The sequence below is a fragment of the Staphylococcus sp. FSL W8-1268 genome (genome assembly GCF_038003965.1).
In the GTDB taxonomy this organism is placed as follows: domain Bacteria; phylum Bacillota; class Bacilli; order Staphylococcales; family Staphylococcaceae; genus Staphylococcus; species Staphylococcus hominis.
In genome coordinates, this window is record NZ_JBBOQE010000001.1 from 137006 (window position 1) to 155196 (window position 18191).

Annotated in this window: 13 protein-coding genes and 2 pseudogenes; 9 read left to right on the forward strand and 6 right to left on the reverse strand. The window is 33.4% G+C overall.

The window, feature by feature from the left end; translation table 11 throughout:
• Positions 1-218: 218 nt before the first annotated feature.
• Positions 219-314, forward strand: coding sequence for a type I toxin-antitoxin system Fst family toxin (locus tag NST64_RS00695; RefSeq protein WP_000493114.1), 96 nt, complete (start codon positions 219-221; stop codon positions 312-314).
• A gap of 310 nt (positions 315-624) precedes the next feature.
• Here the strand turns inward: NST64_RS00695 and NST64_RS00700 are convergent, their stop codons facing one another.
• Complete coding sequence (locus NST64_RS00700; RefSeq protein WP_058714447.1) at positions 625-1446, reverse strand: LysR family transcriptional regulator; 822 nt, start codon at positions 1444-1446, stop codon at positions 625-627.
• Positions 1447-1570: 124 nt separating this feature from the next.
• Here NST64_RS00700 and NST64_RS00705 point away from each other — a divergent pair, with 124 nt between their 5' ends.
• Positions 1571-2566, forward strand: coding sequence for a YeiH family protein (locus NST64_RS00705; protein ID WP_070664406.1), 996 nt, complete (start codon positions 1571-1573; stop codon positions 2564-2566).
• Positions 2567-2647: 81 nt separating this feature from the next.
• Here NST64_RS00705 and NST64_RS00710 read toward each other — a convergent pair.
• Positions 2648-3321 (reverse strand): IS6-like element IS257 family transposase gene (locus tag NST64_RS00710; RefSeq protein ID WP_232164146.1). Its coding sequence is split into 2 segments (ribosomal slippage): positions 2648-3117 and positions 3117-3321, totalling 675 coding nucleotides; the frame shifts between segments, so codons are not numbered across the junction.
• A gap of 338 nt (positions 3322-3659) precedes the next feature.
• Here NST64_RS00710 and NST64_RS00715 point away from each other — a divergent pair.
• A complete protein-coding gene (locus NST64_RS00715) occupies positions 3660-4265 on the forward strand; it encodes a uracil-DNA glycosylase (RefSeq protein ID WP_002470467.1) in 606 nt (201 codons plus the stop codon).
• Positions 4266-4808: 543 nt separating this feature from the next.
• Here the strand turns inward: NST64_RS00715 and NST64_RS00720 are convergent.
• Positions 4809-5483, reverse strand: coding sequence for an IS6-like element IS257 family transposase (locus NST64_RS00720; RefSeq protein WP_340731012.1), 675 nt, complete (start codon positions 5481-5483; stop codon positions 4809-4811).
• 361 nt (positions 5484-5844) lie between these two features.
• On the opposite strand from NST64_RS00720, the pseudogene NST64_RS00725 reads away from it, so the two are divergent.
• Positions 5845-5934: pseudogene (locus NST64_RS00725) on the forward strand (recombinase family protein); the annotation flags it as partial.
• Between the two features lie 396 nt (positions 5935-6330).
• Here NST64_RS00725 and NST64_RS00730 read toward each other — a convergent pair.
• Positions 6331-7695, reverse strand: a complete 1365-nt coding sequence (locus tag NST64_RS00730; RefSeq protein ID WP_145441975.1) for an FAD-dependent oxidoreductase — start codon at positions 7693-7695, stop codon at positions 6331-6333.
• 610 nt (positions 7696-8305) lie between these two features.
• On the opposite strand from NST64_RS00730, the gene NST64_RS00735 reads away from it, so the two are divergent.
• Positions 8306-11497, forward strand: a complete 3192-nt coding sequence (locus NST64_RS00735; protein ID WP_107632421.1) for a choice-of-anchor I family protein — start codon at positions 8306-8308, stop codon at positions 11495-11497.
• A gap of 454 nt (positions 11498-11951) precedes the next feature.
• On the opposite strand, the pseudogene NST64_RS00740 reads toward NST64_RS00735, so the two are convergent.
• Positions 11952-12035: pseudogene (locus NST64_RS00740) on the reverse strand (hypothetical protein); the annotation flags it as partial.
• On the opposite strand from NST64_RS00740, the gene NST64_RS00745 reads away from it, so the two are divergent.
• The 4 genes from NST64_RS00745 (at position 11995) to bioB (ending at position 16339) form a co-directional block, all read left to right on the forward strand.
• Complete coding sequence (locus tag NST64_RS00745) at positions 11995-12996, forward strand: PTS sugar transporter subunit IIC (RefSeq protein ID WP_241961017.1); 1002 nt, start codon at positions 11995-11997, stop codon at positions 12994-12996. The pseudogene NST64_RS00740 and the gene NST64_RS00745 overlap by 41 nt on opposite strands.
• A 179-nt stretch (positions 12997-13175) precedes the next feature.
• Positions 13176-14174: an ornithine carbamoyltransferase gene (argF, locus tag NST64_RS00750; RefSeq protein ID WP_002454693.1), complete on the forward strand. Its 999-nt coding sequence runs from the start codon at positions 13176-13178 to the stop codon at positions 14172-14174.
• A gap of 20 nt (positions 14175-14194) precedes the next feature.
• Complete coding sequence (gene arcC, locus NST64_RS00755; RefSeq protein ID WP_049418097.1) at positions 14195-15124, forward strand: carbamate kinase; 930 nt, start codon at positions 14195-14197, stop codon at positions 15122-15124.
• Between the two features lie 249 nt (positions 15125-15373).
• Positions 15374-16339, forward strand: a complete 966-nt coding sequence (gene bioB / locus NST64_RS00760) for a biotin synthase BioB (RefSeq protein WP_002454695.1) — start codon at positions 15374-15376, stop codon at positions 16337-16339.
• Positions 16340-16455: 116 nt separating this feature from the next.
• Here bioB and NST64_RS00765 read toward each other — a convergent pair whose 3' ends face one another.
• Positions 16456-18063: a BCCT family transporter gene (locus NST64_RS00765; protein WP_049418096.1), complete on the reverse strand. Its 1608-nt coding sequence runs from the start codon at positions 18061-18063 to the stop codon at positions 16456-16458.
• Positions 18064-18191 lie beyond the last annotated feature (128 nt).

Here is an 18191-nt window from a genome sequence, read left to right on the forward strand (position 1 = left end):
CCCAAAATAAAGCTTAAAAGTAGATATATCAATATTACTCCAACAATGATTTTGAACCATATAGAAGAATTTGAAAAAATACAAGGAAAGAAAAAAACAGAAAATAATACATAATTTAACTTATCGGAAGTTATCTGTAACTCAATTATTAGAAATGATATAATACAAAAGTCGTCGTTCACTTCTGTGCTGTATTTAGCATGGAAGGAGGTGACATCATGTTCAGTACACTATTTGTAACTATTATAGCTCCTATCATAGTAGGAGTTATACTCACGTTATTTTCTCATTGGCTGAATAATCGTGAAAAGTAATTTAGCGACGACATATAGCTAATACACCAAAAAAGCCCGATAACTATTCGCAGTAGTTATCGGGCTCGGTGTTTATCATGTTAGTACACTATTTGTTAATCAAATTATAACACTGGTTAGTAGAGGAATGCAAAGCAAAGTGATATGTACGGTATTAGTTACAAGGTATCGTTTTAATATTTTTGACGCTAATTGTCAATAATTTAAAGGGTAAATTATGAATGTTATATATTGAGAATTTATCCTTTTTTAAATAGATTGTCATTAGAACATGCATTAAATTTAGAATAAATAATACAAAGATCAAAATTCATGAAACCAAATTTTTGATAACTTCATTAAGCTTCGTATCAATATACTTATCTTTATGTATGACTAAATAGAAATAGCGTGTGATGTCTAAGTTTGTTACTTCTAGCTTTTCTAAATCATAAGGTGTTAATGTTGATTTAGAAACAATAGAAAAGCCTTTATCAGCATGAACCATATTTTTAATTAGATTTGTGTTATTAATTTCTACTAAATAAGAGGATGAAGTCATTTGTGATAACGCATTTTCTTGATAGACTCTTGTACCTGATCCACGTTCTCTGATAAAACATATTGATTTATTTGAAGATGATGACTTTTTACGAATTAGTACTATTTCATCTTGAGCAATACGTCTACTGTGTATAATATTACTTTGAACCTCTTTTTCGATTATACCTAAATCGATAGTGTTATTCTTAATATGTTGTAATACTGTATCAGAATTATTTAAATACACATGAATGTATAATTCAGGATATTTTTTGGCTAAATCAGTAAGATGTTGTGACAATCGATATTCGCCATAAGTGTAACTACTCCCTATCGTTACATCTCCCGAAATTGTATCAGGTTGCATTTTCAAATCGTGTCTTAAGGTTTGTTCTAAACGCTCACGTTGTAAAGCATATTGAAATAGTTTCTCCCCATCACTTGTTAAAGACATTTTAGAATGTCTAAATTCGAAAATTTTTATATCATATTCCAGTTCTAATCGTTTAATATCACGACTTATTGATGGCTGTGAAGTATATAAATTTTCTGCAGCTTTAGTAAAACTTTGCGTTTTAACTACTTCATTTAGAACTTTTAATGAATCCATTAACTAGGTCTCCTAACATTTGAATACCTCTATTATAACAAAAATGTTATGAGTAATATACTAAATATTTATTTCACGTTATAACTATGCGATGCTAAGCTTTGGATAAAGGAGGAGTTAAAAAGTGAAGTCCTTAAAAAGCAAAGCCTTTATTTATGGTTTATTATTCACATTTATCATCGCAGTTATAAGTTTATTAGGATCAAAGTTACCATTTTTAGATAAGATAGGTGCTTTAACAATTGCTATACTGATTGCGATTTTATATAGACATTTTAAGGGTTATCCTGAAGCATATCGTTCAGGAATCGCATTTTCGTCTAAACGGTTACTGAAATTAGCTATTATATTATATGGATTAAAGTTAAATATTTATGATGTGATTGGAAAAGGTAGCGGTTTGTTATTAATCGATATTGGTGTCATCCTTTTTAGTATCGGGTTAATGTTGTTACTAAATAAATACATTAAAGGGGATAAACACCTCACGCTATTATTAGGTATTGGCACTGGGGTATGTGGCGCGGCGGCTATTGCAGCAATATCTCCAATATTAAAGTCCAGAGAAAAAGATTCTGCGATTAGTATCGGGATTGTCGCACTTATTGGCACTATATTTTCACTTGCATATACTGTGATATATTCTGTTTTTACAATATCTCCTGAAGTATTTGGAGTCTGGTCAGGCACAAGTTTACATGAAATTGCACATGTAATTCTTGCTGCGGATTTCTCAGGTCAAGCAGCTTTGAGTATTGGATTGTTAGGAAAACTGGGACGTGTGTTTTTATTAATACCTTTGAGTATTATTTTAATTCTAATTATGAGATTTAAATCACAGGGCGAGACCGAAAAAAAACGTATTGATGTACCTTACTTTTTACTTGGTTTTGTCATGATGGCACTGTTCCATACTTATGTGCCATTGCCACACATGGTTATGCAAATTATCGATAATGTCACGACTATATGCTTATTGATGGCAATGGTTGCATTAGGGTTAAATGTTTCATTTAAAGACTTAAAAGATCGTGCTTTCAAACCATTAATAGCTGTCATTATTGTATCTATTTGTTTATCAACTGTGACATTTATTGTTGCTAAGTACTTTTATAGTTAGACTATAAGTATATTAAAAAATTGGTTCTGTTGCAAAGTAAAAAAATATAGCTAACCACTAATTTATCATGTCAGTGTTCGCTTAACTTGCTAGCATGATGCTAATTTCGTGGCATAGCGAAAATCCGTAGATCTGAAGAGACCTGCGGTTCTTTTTATATAGAGCGTAAATACATTCAATACCTTTTAAAGTATTCTTTGCTGTATTGATACTTTGATACCTTGTCTTTCTTACTTTAATATGACGGTGATCTTGCTCAATGAGGTTATTCAGATATTTCGATGTACAATGACAGTCAGGTTTAAGTTTAAAAGCTTTAATTACTTTAGCCATTGCTACCTTCGTTGAAGGTGCCTGATCTGTAATTACCTTTTGAGGTTTACCAAATTGTTTAATGAGACGTTTGATAAACGCATATGCTGAATGATTATCTCGTTGCTTACGCAACCAAATATCTAATGTATGTCCCTCTGCATCAATGGCACGATATAAATAGCTCCATTTTCCTTTTATTTTGATGTACGTCTCATCAATACGCCATTTGTAATAAGCTTTTTATGCTTTTTCTTCCAAATTTGATACAAAATTGGGGCATATTCTTGAACCCAACGGTAGACCGTTGAATGATGAACGTTTACACCACGTTCCCTTAATATTTCAGATATATCACGATAACTCAATGCATATCTTAGATAGTAGCCAACGGCTACAGTGATAACATCCTTGTTAAATTGTTTATATCTGAAATAGTTCATACAGAAGACTCCTTTTTGTTAAAATTATACTATAAATTCAACTTTGCAACAGAACCGAGATACATTTGTTATATTATTTTCTGCTCCTTATTAATAATTACAGCAATTAATTTTGGTATTGGTGCTAGTACAACTAGCTAGCGTAGTTATTATTAGATAATGTAATAGGAATTTTTCAGTTTTGACAACTTACTTAGGACATCTATGATTAGGCTAGGGCTAAATGTCCTTTGTAAGTACTAAAATAAAGAGTATTCAAAGTTTTGTTAATTATGTTTGTTACTTCAATATTAGTTGCAATTATTTCTTTTATTATACTTTAAATTGGAGGGTTTAAAATGAGATATCCTAATGATATATTAAGATTGGTTAAACAAAGATCTAAGAACTTTGACCTAGAAGGGTTAGTAGAAGGATCAGGTGACAAAGAAGCAAATATTATGTTTATTGGTGAAGCTCCGGGAGTTAATGAAATAAAAACCAATGTACCTTTCTCTGGTAAATCTGGTCTAATATTAAATGAAAAGTTAAATGATGTAGGTTTGAAGAGGGAAAATATTTTTATATCGAGCATTGTAAGAAGTCGTCCTTACAATAGTAAAAATAAAAATAGAAAGCCTAATAAAAAAGAAATATTTGCTCAGGCTCCGCTAATAGATTGGGAAATCAAGAAAGTGGATCCTCGAATTATTGTGACTTTAGGTAAAACCTCATATGAAAGAATTACTGGTTTTTCAAAAAATTTAAGTGACTGTCATGGAAAAAAAATAATAACTAAAATAGTTGTTTTAGATAATAACTATAATAATTATACACGGTCAGAAAAAGAATATGTTGTTTTTCCTTTTTATCATCCTGCTTCAGTATTTTATAATAGTTCTTTAAAAAAAGTTATATTTGAAGATTGGCAAAATTTATTTAGATATATCCAATTTCAAGTATAAATATAATGTATGTAAATCATTTTTATTAAGATAGAATTTGATTTTTAAAATACTAAGAGACTCTTTATTGAATGAACTAATCTTAATTAGTGAGAATGAAAAAAGTAGCAAAATCAATAGAAATTTTAAAAGTAATAAAAATGGAAATTCAGGAGGAATGGAAATGAAATTTATAAGGTTTTTTAGAAAAGTGGTCGAACTATGTGAGATTCCTGATAAAAATGCAAGGTTAGCTAACCAATATACTTTATTAAGTTTATACGACCCATCTTCCAAGGTCGAAATCAATGAGAAGACTTTATGAAATTAGGTGAGAAGCGCAATAGTATGTTTTCTTTTCGTTCGGTAGGTTCTTTAATTATTTTAGTAGCTGTAGGAGTCTTCTTATTATGGATAAATTTCCATTTAAGTTTACCGTCACCTGCGGAAATGCGTAAGATTATACTTAGCTATGGATGGGCTGGTTGGTTGATATTTATAGGGGGGTTCTGTTGCAAAATAAAAAAATATAGCTAACCACTAATTTATCATGTCAGTGTTCGCTTAACTTGCTAGCATGATGCTAATTTCGTGGCATGGCGAAAATCCGTAGATCTGAAGAGACCTGCGGTTCTTTTTATATAGAGCGTAAATACATTCAATACCTTTTAAAGTATTCTTTGCTGTATTGATACTTTGATACCTTGTCTTTCTTACTTTAATATGACGGTGATCTTGCTCAATGAGGTTATTCAGATATTTCGATGTACAATGACAGTCAGGTTTAAGTTTAAAAGCTTTAATTACTTTAGCCATTGCTACCTTCGTTGAAGGTGCCTGATCTGTAATTACCTTTTGAGGTTTACCAAATTGTTTAATGAGACGTTTGATAAACGCATATGCTGAATGATTATCTCGTTGCTTACGCAACCAAATATCTAATGTATGTCCCTCTGCATCAATGGCACGATATAAATAGCTCCATTTTCCTTTTATTTTGATGTACGTCTCATCAATACGCCATTTGTAATAAGCTTTTTTATGCTTTTTCTTCCAAATTTGATACAAAATTGGGGCATATTCTTGAACCCAACGGTAGACCGTTGAATGATGAACGTTTACACCATGTTCCCTTAATATTTCAGATATATCACGATAACTCAATGCATATCTTAGATAGTAGCCAACGGCTACAGTGATAACATCCTTGTTAAATTGTTTATATCTGAAATAGTTCATACAGAAGACTTCTTTTTGTTAAAATTATACTATAAATTCAACTTTGCAACAGAACCAAAAAATTGATATAGATTCTCACAAACAAACACAACACATTGAAGGCATTCCATATTACTACGGTCAAAAAAAGATCAGCCTTTTTCTTACTAGGCCTATTCTTCTTTATTATTACTGACATATCAAGCTTTACAATGCATATTCCTACTTACCTTGACAGTTTAATTATAGTAAATTTCAATATTTCTATTAACTATGGAACAATATAATTTAGGGTACACCCTAATCATACAGATGTAGTTATTGAAGTTATAGTAACTAGAACGTATGGTTAGGGTGTATATTAATTTCGAGGTGGAAATCAATGATTGTTGGCTATGCGAGAGTATCATCACTTAATCAAAGTTTAGAAAAACAACTAGAAAATTTAAAAATATTTAGTGTTGAAAAAATTACTCACTGGTTTGTCTCAAATTTTAGTTGATGTACTTAAAATACATTTATTTGACTCATATTTGCGTTTTAAGAACTTATATAAAATTGCCTCTAAATCTTTAAAATACCCCTTAAATTTCAAAATAAAGGTATTTAAAATTTTAAAAATGAAAAAAGCTACTAGTGAAATCAAGCAAATCGTGAAGAATTGGAAAAAGAAAAGAAGGTTAATCAAACTCGCCACATTAAAGAAATGTATCTCTAAATAAAGTAAAAATCGATAAGTGGGTATGCAGACTTATCGATTCTTTTATATGCTTTCAAAGGGTTGGAGTCTCTTTAAAATGGTATTAAGCTCATTAAAAAGGTGCGTCTCTTCTCGAGGAGAGACGCACCTTTTTTTGTCCGTAAGGGTTTAGAAGAGTTGTTTGTCTTTAGGGAAGACATCGTCGCCTAATGCGCGTTGTGCTAGGATGTTCAAGTAGTTCCATGGACGGTTAAAGTCTGGTTGGAAGAAGAAGTCGACTAATGCGAGTTCTTCTAATGTCCAGCCTGCATTGATTGCAACCGATAGTGTATTGATAGATTCTACTAAGTCTTCCGTACTCATAATTTGTCCGCCTAGAATGCGATGTGTATCTTCATCGAACATGATTTTAAGGTGAACTGTTGTATCGTCTTGACGGAATTTAGGACGCACAGGCACTTCGATATATTTTGCTCCTAAGTTGCCGTCGTAACTGTCTTTTTCTGTTTCATGTACGCCTGTTTGCCCGAATTTGTAATCGAATAAAGAAAGACCAGATGTACCTGAAACGCGTGGCATCTTCATGTCTTTGCCTGCCATGTTGCGTGCTGCTACGTAACCTTGACGACGAGAGTTAGTTGCAAGTGCAATATAGCGGTCTTCGTTGATAGGCGCGAATGGAATAAGCGTTGCGTCGCCACTTGCATAAACGTCTTTTTCTGATGTTTCTAAGCGGTCGTTGATTTTGATAATGCCTTTTTTGCCGAGTTCAACTTTGCCGTCTAACCATTCTGTTGCAGGTTTAACGCCGACAGCAAATAATACTGTATCTGCTTCGTATTCGCCGTCATCTGTGACTACGGCTGTAACATTGTTGTTTTCGTCTGCTTTCAAGGCTTTAACGCTTGCATTTCCTTTAAATTTTAAACCGTGTTCGGCAATGTTTTTCTCTAGAATATCTGTAAATTCTTTATCTAAATAAGTGTTGATAATACGATCGTGGTCATCCATAAGTGTTGTATCAATGCCGGCTTTGGTAAAGGCTTCGGCTGCTTCGATACCGATATAACCGCCGCCGACTACAATGGCTTTCTTCGCATGTTGCATGCGTTCTTTGATTTTGCCAGCCCAATCTTCACCACGCATAAATAAGACATTATTGTAATCGTTGATGCCATTAATTGGTAGTTCGTTTGGTACAGCACCTGGGCTTAAGAATAATTTATCGTAAGAGACTTCTGAAGTATGGCCATCTTTTCTAATAGTCACGGTTTTATTTTGGGTATTTAAATCCGTTACCGTTGTTTGAAGATGCAAGTTCACGCCTTGTTCTTTTAATGATTCTGCATCTGCATAATGTAAGGATTGTAATGATGGTGCAACATCTTCTAAATAACTTTGAATACCGCAAGATAAGAATGAAGGTGCTTTGGCACTTTCAAATACTTCGATTTCCGCCTCTGGATCTGATATTAATAATGTTTCGATTACAGCATAACCAGCATGTGATGTTCCGACTACTACGTATTTCATAATAGTGAAGTCCTCCTTTGGTTGAGCATTTCCGCTTTTCTTTATCTATTTTAAAAGTTGATTTAATTTTCTTTATATTTGTATTTACCCTTCAGAAGGCATTTTATTCAATAGAGTAGGGTAATATGGGCAGTGTTAACAAAATTGTTATAATTGCGGTCGTTTTAGGATATTTGCTGTTTATTTTACTAACGGAATAACTATACAATATACTAAAGAATGAAAATAAATGAAAACGTGTCAAATCAATGATGTATAAAAAATGAATAAACGATAATCATAAGTAAAAGGCTTAAACGTTGATTTAAAAGTATTTAAGTTTTTTATCAGTATTAAACAAATATTTTTTGTAATAGTCCTTTAAATAATCATTTTTTCTAAAAAATCAATTTGAAGTAGACATTTTTATCAATATAATTATTAAAAAATTTAAAGTGTTTAGTTCTTATTAAAAAGATTGTTCAATATAATTATCATAAAAAATATTTTATGATAATTATATTGGCTATTTCTTATAGATTTACTCTATCTTAACTTTACACTTATATTTGTTAAACATTCTTTCTGTAAGATGAAAGTGTATTTATTTCATTTTACAGGGGGATTTTGTATGTCTAAGAAACAGTTATTTAATAAAAAAGAGTCGTTCTCGATTCGTAAATATTCTTTTGGGGCAGTGTCAATCTTAGTGGGAAGTTTATTATTTTTAGGTGGCGGTCATGCGTTTGCTGCTGAAACAACTGAAGCGACAACACATGAGACTACATCTATTGAACACATCCAATCAAAACAGGAATCAACGTCAACACAAGAAGGATCTAATACAAAAGAAATTTCTACTACACAGGAATCATTTACAACGGAAACAACTTCGAATACACAAGAGACGCCTTTAACACAAGAAGTAAAGTCAACAGAAGAAACACCTTCGTCTCAAGAAACTGCAAGCACAGAAGAGACGCCTTCATCGGAAGAAAGTCAATCTAATACTATGACAACAAGAGAAGAACTATCTACAGAACAAGCATCTTCAACAAAAGATATACATACTAAAGAAACATCCACAACTGAAACATCAAAAGCACCTGCAATACGACAAAGTATAAAAACTCAACCTGAAACGTCACAACAACAATCATCTTCAACAGACATTAAAGAACAATCATCTACGCCATCAAAATCAACAAGCACTAAAAAAGAAACAATACAATCTTCTACCAAAGAACCATCTACACAAGAACAACTTTCAACACAAGAAAATAAACCAACGTCACACAAGTCTGTTGTTCAAGATGCGAAAGAGGATAACGTAACGCCGGTACATGATAATATTTCAACTTACTCAAATCAAATATCTGTACACCCTGCTCCAAAAGTAGACACAACGTCTACAGTAGCGTCCACATCTGAAAGCAAAGTCAATATTCAAGACATCCCTAAGACGGAATTTAAGAACTTAACGTCTAATGAAAAAGAAGTATTGTATCAAGCGTTACAACAAGATGCGAATACACAAAATCAACAACCGAAAGCTTTTCTTTCAACAACACCAATGTGGACGTCTGCGCAACGTACAAAAAATGCATCTCGTACGGGACAAGATCAATTGAATGTGACACATACAGGACGTTATACAAGTGGTGCAGATTTCGGTAATGGTGGCACGGAAATTGTAAAATATAATCCTACAACGGGTGATGCATATTCAATTAATGGCGATAAAGAAGCGTTAGATATTATTGACGCAGCACATCCTAATGCGAACGGTACGATTAATCTGAAAAAACGTATTTACTTACAAGATAATGGCATTGAAGCTGGAGATGTGACAAGTGTAGCTGTTCATCCAAGTGGCGATTATTTTGCGGTGTCTGCGCCAGCAATTGATAAAACACAACCAGGTACCGTAGCATTCTATGATAAAAATGGAGCTTATCTAAATCATGTGACGGTAGGAAGTCTTCCCGACATGGTCACATTTTCTAAAGATGGTAAGTATGTACTTGTCGCAAATGAAGGTGAACCGAATGATGATTATACGGTAAATCCTGAAGGGTCTGTTTCTGTCATCGATGTGGCAAATGGCCCAAGTCATTTAAATACACAAGATATTCGTACAGTATCATTTACTAAAGAACATCAAAAAGGGCTACGTACATTAGGACCTAATGCAGAAGATACGTACTTAAATATTGAACCAGAATATATTGCAGTAGATAATCAAAGTAAATATGCGTATGTCACATTACAAGAAGTGAGTGCCATTGCGAAAATTGATATTGCGAATGCTTCCATTGTTGATGTAAAAGCGTTACCGTATAAAGATCATTCGTTCGTTCAAAATTCAATGGATACGTCTGATAAGGACGGTAAAACAGAATTACGTCGCGTACCGGTGTTAGGTTTACTGCAACCAGATGGTATCGAAACCTATGAATATAATGGTGAAACATATTTGGTAATTGCGAATGAAGGAGATTCACAAGATTATAAAGGATACTCTGAAGAAACACGTGTGAAGAAAATTAAAGATGATATTCAGTTAGATGCGACCTATTACCAAGGTTATACACAAGAAGAATTAGATAAGATGGTAAAAGATGGTTTATTTGATGATGACCAATTAGGTCGTTTAAAAGTGACAACCGATCAACCCTTTAAAGACGAAAATAGTACATACCACGCGTTAGTCTCTTATGGCGGTCGTTCGTTCTCAATTTTAAGAGGATCTGATTTAGAAATGATTTATGATAGTGGCAATGATATTGAACAACGTATTTTAGAATTATTACCTGAACGTTTTAATGCAGATTATAAAGATTACAATGATATTGAAGTTGATGGTCGTAGCGATGATAAAGGTCCAGAAGTTGAAAATGTGGTAGTTGGACAAGTAGGTCATCATTCATATGCGTTTGTTGGTTTAGAACGTGTGGGTGGTATTATGATTTATGATATTACTAACCCTTATGAACCATATTTTGTAAAATATTTATATGATCCAGATAATAAAGATATTTCACCAGAAGGCATTACTTTTGAAAGTGCAGAGGAAAGTCCAAATGGTAAACCATTGTTAATTGCCTCATTTGAAGTTTCTGGCACAACTTCAACTTGGGAATTAGATGATTTACTTAGTGAGAATGAAGATGAAACACCAAGTGATGATACAACAGATAATGACACGTCAAAAGAAAATGATGATACATCTAACATAGATGATAACCACGCAAGTAATGTAGATGGTAATCAGACCACAGGCGACACATCTTCAAAAGACAATGGCAAAACAGAAGATATGGCGTCTCCAGTTAAAAATGAGACAAATCAAAGCGACACAATAACTAAAGATAATACTCATTCACAAACATTAATTCATCATTCAGATGATATGAATCAAGGGATACATTCAAGTCGTCCACATGTAGAAGATAACACTCAACCTATGCGTCATCACGATATGAAATATGAATCAACTCAAAGTGGAGATACACATGAAATGAAAGGTGAATATGTTAACCGTCATATGAATAATGCTAAACATACGCATCATCATCAACATGAGTTACATCATGAACTTACACAACCTATGACAATACCTGGCCATACGATAGACGTAATAAATAACTCAACATCTGCAATGCATTCTATGAAACATGTAGCGCATAAAGATCATAAACATGTACAACACTTACCACAAACAGGGCAACACGATACAACAATGACATCATGGTCAGTATTAGTTGGTGGTTTAGGCTTAGCATTTTTAAGAAAACGTAAAACTTCAAAAATAGAAAAATAATATAGATGTCATTTAGCTGAGATGTTTAATCGTCTCAGCTTTTTGCATAATAAAAGAGTAGCTATAATCAATTGTTATTATGACAAATGTAATAGTTAAAGTCACACACATATTGTACTTAACACGTCATATTATAAAGAGTGGACACATATTTAAAAGAAAGTGAGTGACTTAATAAATATATTCAAAATAAGTTATAATTACAGATTATTTCATTTGTATATTTATATCATTTTGTCGATCATTTCATAATGTATAAGATAGATATATTTTGAAGTAATTAAGTAAAAAATAAACGGAATTTTCAATTTAATTTAAAAAATTAAAAAATTCCGTGAAATATATTTCGTTTTTTAGTAAACTGTCTACTAAGGAAGAAAGTAAGTAGTGAGATATTGTTCGATTTGAAGCCATACCTCACATCTAAATTAAATATAAGGGGATGACAGTAGATTATGGATTTATTAATTGGTACGTTGTTTTTAGTTTTAGTCTTAGTGATTTTTACGTTATTTACATATAAAGCACCTAGTGGTATGCGTGCAATGGGAGCTTTAGCCAACGCAGCTATTGCGACATTTTTAGTAGAAGCTTTTAACAAATATGTAGGTGGAGAAGTATTTGGTATTAAATTTTTAGAACAACTAGGTGACGCTGCGGGAGGTCTTGGTGGTGTCGCTGCTGCTGGGTTAACGGCCTTAGCTATTGGTGTTTCACCTGTGTATGCATTAGTTATCGGAGCTGCTTGTGGTGGTTTAGACTTACTTCCAGGCTTCTTTGCTGGTTATATTGTAGGTTATCTTATGAAATATACAGAAAAATATGTTCCAGATGGTGTAGATCTTATTGGTTCAATCGTTCTTCTTGCACCACTTGCACGTTTAATTGCGACGGGTTTAACGCCAGTAGTGAATAATACATTACTAAAAATTGGTGACATTATTAAAAGTAGTACGGACACAAATCCAATTATTATGGGGATTATTCTTGGAGGCATTATTACTGTTGTAGGTACAGCGCCGTTAAGTTCAATGGCTTTAACCGCCTTACTTGGTTTAACTGGCGTGCCAATGGCCATTGGTGCTATGGCTGCATTTAGTTCGGCATTTATGAATGGTACGATTTTCCATCGTTTAAAATTAGGAGATCGTAAGTCAACGATTTCAGTAAGTATTGAACCGTTATCTCAAGCTGATATTGTCTCTGCTAATCCGATACCAGTGTATGTGACAAACTTCTTTGGAGGAGCTGCTGCAGGTTTAATTATCGCTTTATCTGGTATGATCAATGATGCAACAGGGACAGCAACACCAATTGCAGGATTCTTAGTGATGTTTGGCTTTAATAGTCCAATGAAAGTGATTATCTATGGTGTTGTAATGGCCATTGTAGGTGGTTTAGCAGGCTTCCTTGGTTCTCTTGCATTCAAAAAATATCCAATTGTTACAAAACAAGATATGATAGATCGTGAAGCAAAAAGAAAAGTTAAAACAGCATAAATATGAGTGACTTCTTTGTCAAAATATGGCAAAGAAGTTTTTTTTGTTATATGTTTTGAATTTCTATCTTATATTTTTTATGTAATAATATAATAAAAAGTTACACATATTGTACTATCAATACACATTCTATGTATTGGGTTTTAAATGTTAAATCTCTGACAAAGGAGTGGCTCAAGATGCAAAATTTAAGAAATAGAAATTTTTTAACATTACTTGACTTTTCAAAAAAAGAAATGGAATTCTTACTTAATCTCTCTGAAGATTTAAAACGTGCAAAATATGCTGGTATTGAACAACAAAAACTTAAAGGTAAAACTATTGCTTTAATTTTCGAAAAAAATTCTACACGCACACGTTGTGCGTTTGAAACAGCCGCTTATGATCAAGGTGCTCATGTGACGTATCTTGGGCCGACAGGTACACAAATGGGAGTGAAAGAAACGGCTAAAGATACGGCTCGTGTTTTAGGTGGTATGTATGACGGTATCGAATATCGCGGATTTTCTCAACGTACTATTGAAGAAATTGCAGAATATGCGGGTGTGCCGGTTTGGAATGGTTTAACGAATGAAGATCATCCAACACAAGTGCTTGCTGATTTTTTAACTGCAAAAGAAGTATTAAAAAAACCTTATGAAGACATTCATTTCACATATATTGGTGATGGACGTAATAATATGGCAAATGCATTGATGCAAGGCGCAGCGATTATGGGGATGACTTTTCATCTTGTGTGTCCGAAAGAGTTAAGACCTAAAGATGAGTTACTAGAAACATGCCAGTCATTGGCTGATAAAAATGGCGGTACTATTTTAGTGACTGACAATATTGACCAAGGGGTGAAAGGATCGGATGTGATTGCTACAGATGTGTGGGTGTCGATGGGTGAGCCCGATGATATTTGGGAAGAACGTATTAAATTATTAGAACCTTATCGTGTAACAAAAGAATTAATAGAAAAAACAGGCAATCCACATACCATTTTTGAACACTGTTTACCTGCTTTCCATAATACAGAAACAGAAATTGGTAAACAAATTAAAGAAAAATATGGTTTGAATGAAATGGAAGTCACAGATGAGGTTTTCGAAAGTGATCGTTCTGTTGTCTTTCAAGAAGCCGAAAACAGAGCACATACGATTAAAGCAGTAATGGTGGCAACTTTAGGCGAATAGAGAAAAAGGGGGACCTATGGATGTCTAAAATCGTGGTCGCATTAGGTGGTAATGCTTTAGGAGAATCACCGAAAGAACAATTAGAGCTTGTAAAAGGAACAGCTCAATCATTAGTTGGTTTAATCAACAAAGGATATGAAGTTGTCATTAGTCATGGGAATGGACCACAAGTGGGAAGTATTAATTTAGGATTAAATTATGCAGCAGAACATGAACAAGGCCCGCCTTTTCCATTCCCTGAATGTGGCGCAATGAGTCAGGCGTATATCGGTTATCAAATGCAAGAAAGTTTACTTAACGAACTCCATACTTTAGGTATCAAGAAAGAAGTTGTAACACTCGTAACACAAGTCGAAGTCGCGAGTGATGATCCAGCGTTTCAATCACCAACAAAACCAATTGGACTATTCTATACTAAAGAACAAGCTGAAAAAACAAAAGAAGAAAAAGGATATACTTTTATGGAAGATGCAGGACGTGGGTACCGTCGCGTTGTGCCCTCTCCTCAACCTATTAATATTGTTGAACTTGATAGTATTGAAACACTCATTAAACATGGCACGCTTGTGATTGCAGCGGGTGGTGGCGGTATCCCAGTTGTTAAGGAACAAGATCGTTATCAAGGTGTCGATGCAGTCATTGATAAAGATAAGACAAGTGCATTACTTGCCGCTCATTTACAATCGGATCAATTAATTATTTTAACAGCCGTTGATTATGTTTATATTAATTACGGAAAAGACAATCAAGAAGGACTAGGTGACGTTACAGTCGATGATATGAAAGGATATATTGCCGATAATCAATTTGCGAAAGGCAGTATGTTGCCAAAAGTAGAAGCAGCCCTTCAATTTATTGAAAAGAATCCCAAAGGTAGTGTGTTGATTACTTCTTTATCAGGTTTAGATGATGCGTTAGAAGGTAAAATTGGTACACGTATTACAAAATAAATAGTTATATTAAATCGCTTGAGCCTAATATATGTATTTTACATATGTAGGCTCAAGTTTTTTTATGAGTTATTCAAATATCTAATAGTTACAAGTTCTACTTCGGATTGTCTGAGATTATATTCATAGACCATTTCATTTTAAAATATCCTTTGATTTAATCAAGGAATAATGTAAACTTATAATTATATAAAGTTTACAATTATGAGTTTTATTAGTGTATTTTAAAAGATAGGAGTGACAAACATCATGACATTAAATCTAGCAGAACGTGTATTGAATGGAGAAGCGTTAACTAAAGAAGAGTGTCTAAGTCTATTTCAAGACGAGACGATTGATACGTTTGAATTATTAAATGAAGCCTATATAGTAAGAAAGCATTATTATGGTAAAAAAGTAAAACTTAATATGATTCTCAATGCTAAAAGTGGCATTTGTCCGGAAGATTGTGGTTACTGTGGTCAATCTGTCAAAATGAAAGAAAAACAGCGTTATGCTTTGGTAGATCAAGAACAAATTAAAGCAGGGGCACAAGTCGCGACAGACCATAAAATTGGAACCTATTGTATTGTGATGAGTGGACGTGGTCCTTCGAATAAAGAAGTAAATCATATTTGTGATACGGTAGAAGATATTAAAGCTATTCATCCACAACTTAAAATTTGTGCGTGTTTAGGTTTGGTTGATGATGAACAAGCAACACAGTTAAAAGAAGCTGGTGTCGATCGGTATAATCATAATTTAAATACAAGTGAACGTTATCACGAGGAAGTTGTGACAACACATACATATGAAGACCGTGTGAATACAGTTGAAGTGATGAAAGCACATCACATTTCACCTTGTTCTGGCGTGATTTGTGGAATGGGAGAAACAGATGAAGATATTATCGATATGGCATTTGCGTTGAAAGAGATTGATGCAGATAGTATTCCAGTAAATTTCTTACATCCGATTAAAGGTACCAAGTTTGGTGGGTTAGACTTATTATCTCCAACAAAGTGTTTACGTATCTTAGCTCTGTTTAGACTGATTAATCCCACAAAAGAAATTCGAATTGCGGGTGGTCGTGAAGTCAATTTACGTTCACTTCAAGCAACTGCACTTCAAGCGGCTAACTCTATCTTTGTAGGCGATTACTTAGTGACAGGCGGACAGCCTAATGAACTCGATTACCAAATGATTGAAGATATGGGATTTGAGATAGATGGGTAATGATATATAGATAAAAGAAACGTTCTCACTAAAAAATAGGGAGAACGTTTTTATTTTTGTTATTAGAGTTTCATACTACATAGTAATGAGTCAATTAAATACATATAAATTTATGTTTATGATTTTTCCGAATGATCATTATTTAGAGTTTTACTATCCTTTTCGCGTTTTTCGAGTGGAATAGAGTAATCTTTATCATCCTTAACATATGACATTTGGAAATGTTTTGTATGTTCTCGTCGTAAGGCACGCATAATTGAAATAGTCATCAAAAGTAAAATGATTGAAAATGGTAAACCAGTAACGACAGAAGCTGTTTGTAAGCTTGTTAATCCCCCTGCTATAGTCATTGCTACTGAAATAGCCCCAATAAGTAAACCCCAAATGACTTTGTGTTTTATTTTTGGATTTTCACTGCCTCCAGTAGCCATTCCAGCAACAATATGCGTTGTTGAGTCAGCACTTGTGACAATGAATAAAAAGATTAACAAAATGGCAAGGCCACTTGTAATATCAGATAATGGAAATTTTGATAATAATTCAAATAAAGCAACCGTATAATCTTTATCTACAAGACTAGCAATTTTATCGCCACCCATAGCAATTTTGACAGCCATACCACCGAAGCCACAAATCCAAACGAATGAAATGAGTGGAGGTACTATAAGCACACACATAATAAATTCTCGAATGGTGCGACCGCGTGATACACGTGCAACGAAACCTCCAATAAATGGTGACCAAGAAATAACCCATGCCCAATAGAAGACAGTCCATTGTTGAATCCAAGCATTGTTATTTGTATACGGATCAATACGTAAACTATATTCGACAAAGTGTCTTATGTAGTCTCCGATAGCAAGTGTGTAAGATTCAAAGATAAATTTTAAATCCCCGAAGATAAGCATGAAAACAAGTAATAAAGCGCCTAATATAATATTAAGGTTACTCAGCCATTTTACGCCTCGTCCTAGACCTGTAATACCAGATCCAATGAAAATAATCATCATTAATACTGTAATCGAAATTTTAGTGATATTGTTATTTGGTACCTGGAAGACATGATTTAACCCCCCACTAATTTGCATAATACCCAGTCCAATTGATGTTGCTATCCCCATTACGGTAGCAATAATTGCTAAGATATCAATGATATTTCGAAAAGGACGTTTATAGGCTTCACCGAAGACAGGTTCCATAGCAGTAGAAATTAAACCATCTCGTTTTTTACGGAATTGAAAGTATGCGACGATAAGCCCAGCCATTGCAAAAATAGACCATTGTGAGATTCCCCAATGAAAAAAGGTATAACCCATAGCAAGACGTGCAGATTCTGGTGATTGATCTGGCACTTTTCCTGGGAAAGGAGAATGAAGATAGTGTGTCAGTGGTTCTGCAACTCCCCAAAAGACAATACCAACACCTAAGCCAGCAGAAAATAACATGCCAATCCATGACATGAAAGAAAATTCAGGTTCTTCATTATCGTCTCCTAATTTGAACCGACCATATCTAGAAGCAGCTAAAGAAATTAGAAAAATATCTAAAATAAATATAATAAGTAAGAAAAGCCAACCAAAAGTATTTGAAATAAAATCGTACATCGTTTGAGCGTGTGTACCAAATGTCTTAGGAAATATACCAGCAATTGCAGTGATAATAATAATAATAGACACTGAAATGATATAAACCAGTCTGTTATTTCTTTTACGTTTGTCATTCATGAATTAATTAAGTCATCCCTTTATAAAATAGTTGTTTTGATTATACATATAATTATGAATATTTTCAAAATTCATTTTAATCGTTTATAAATTAGTTTAAAGAAAGTTAACATTAAATTTGAAAATTT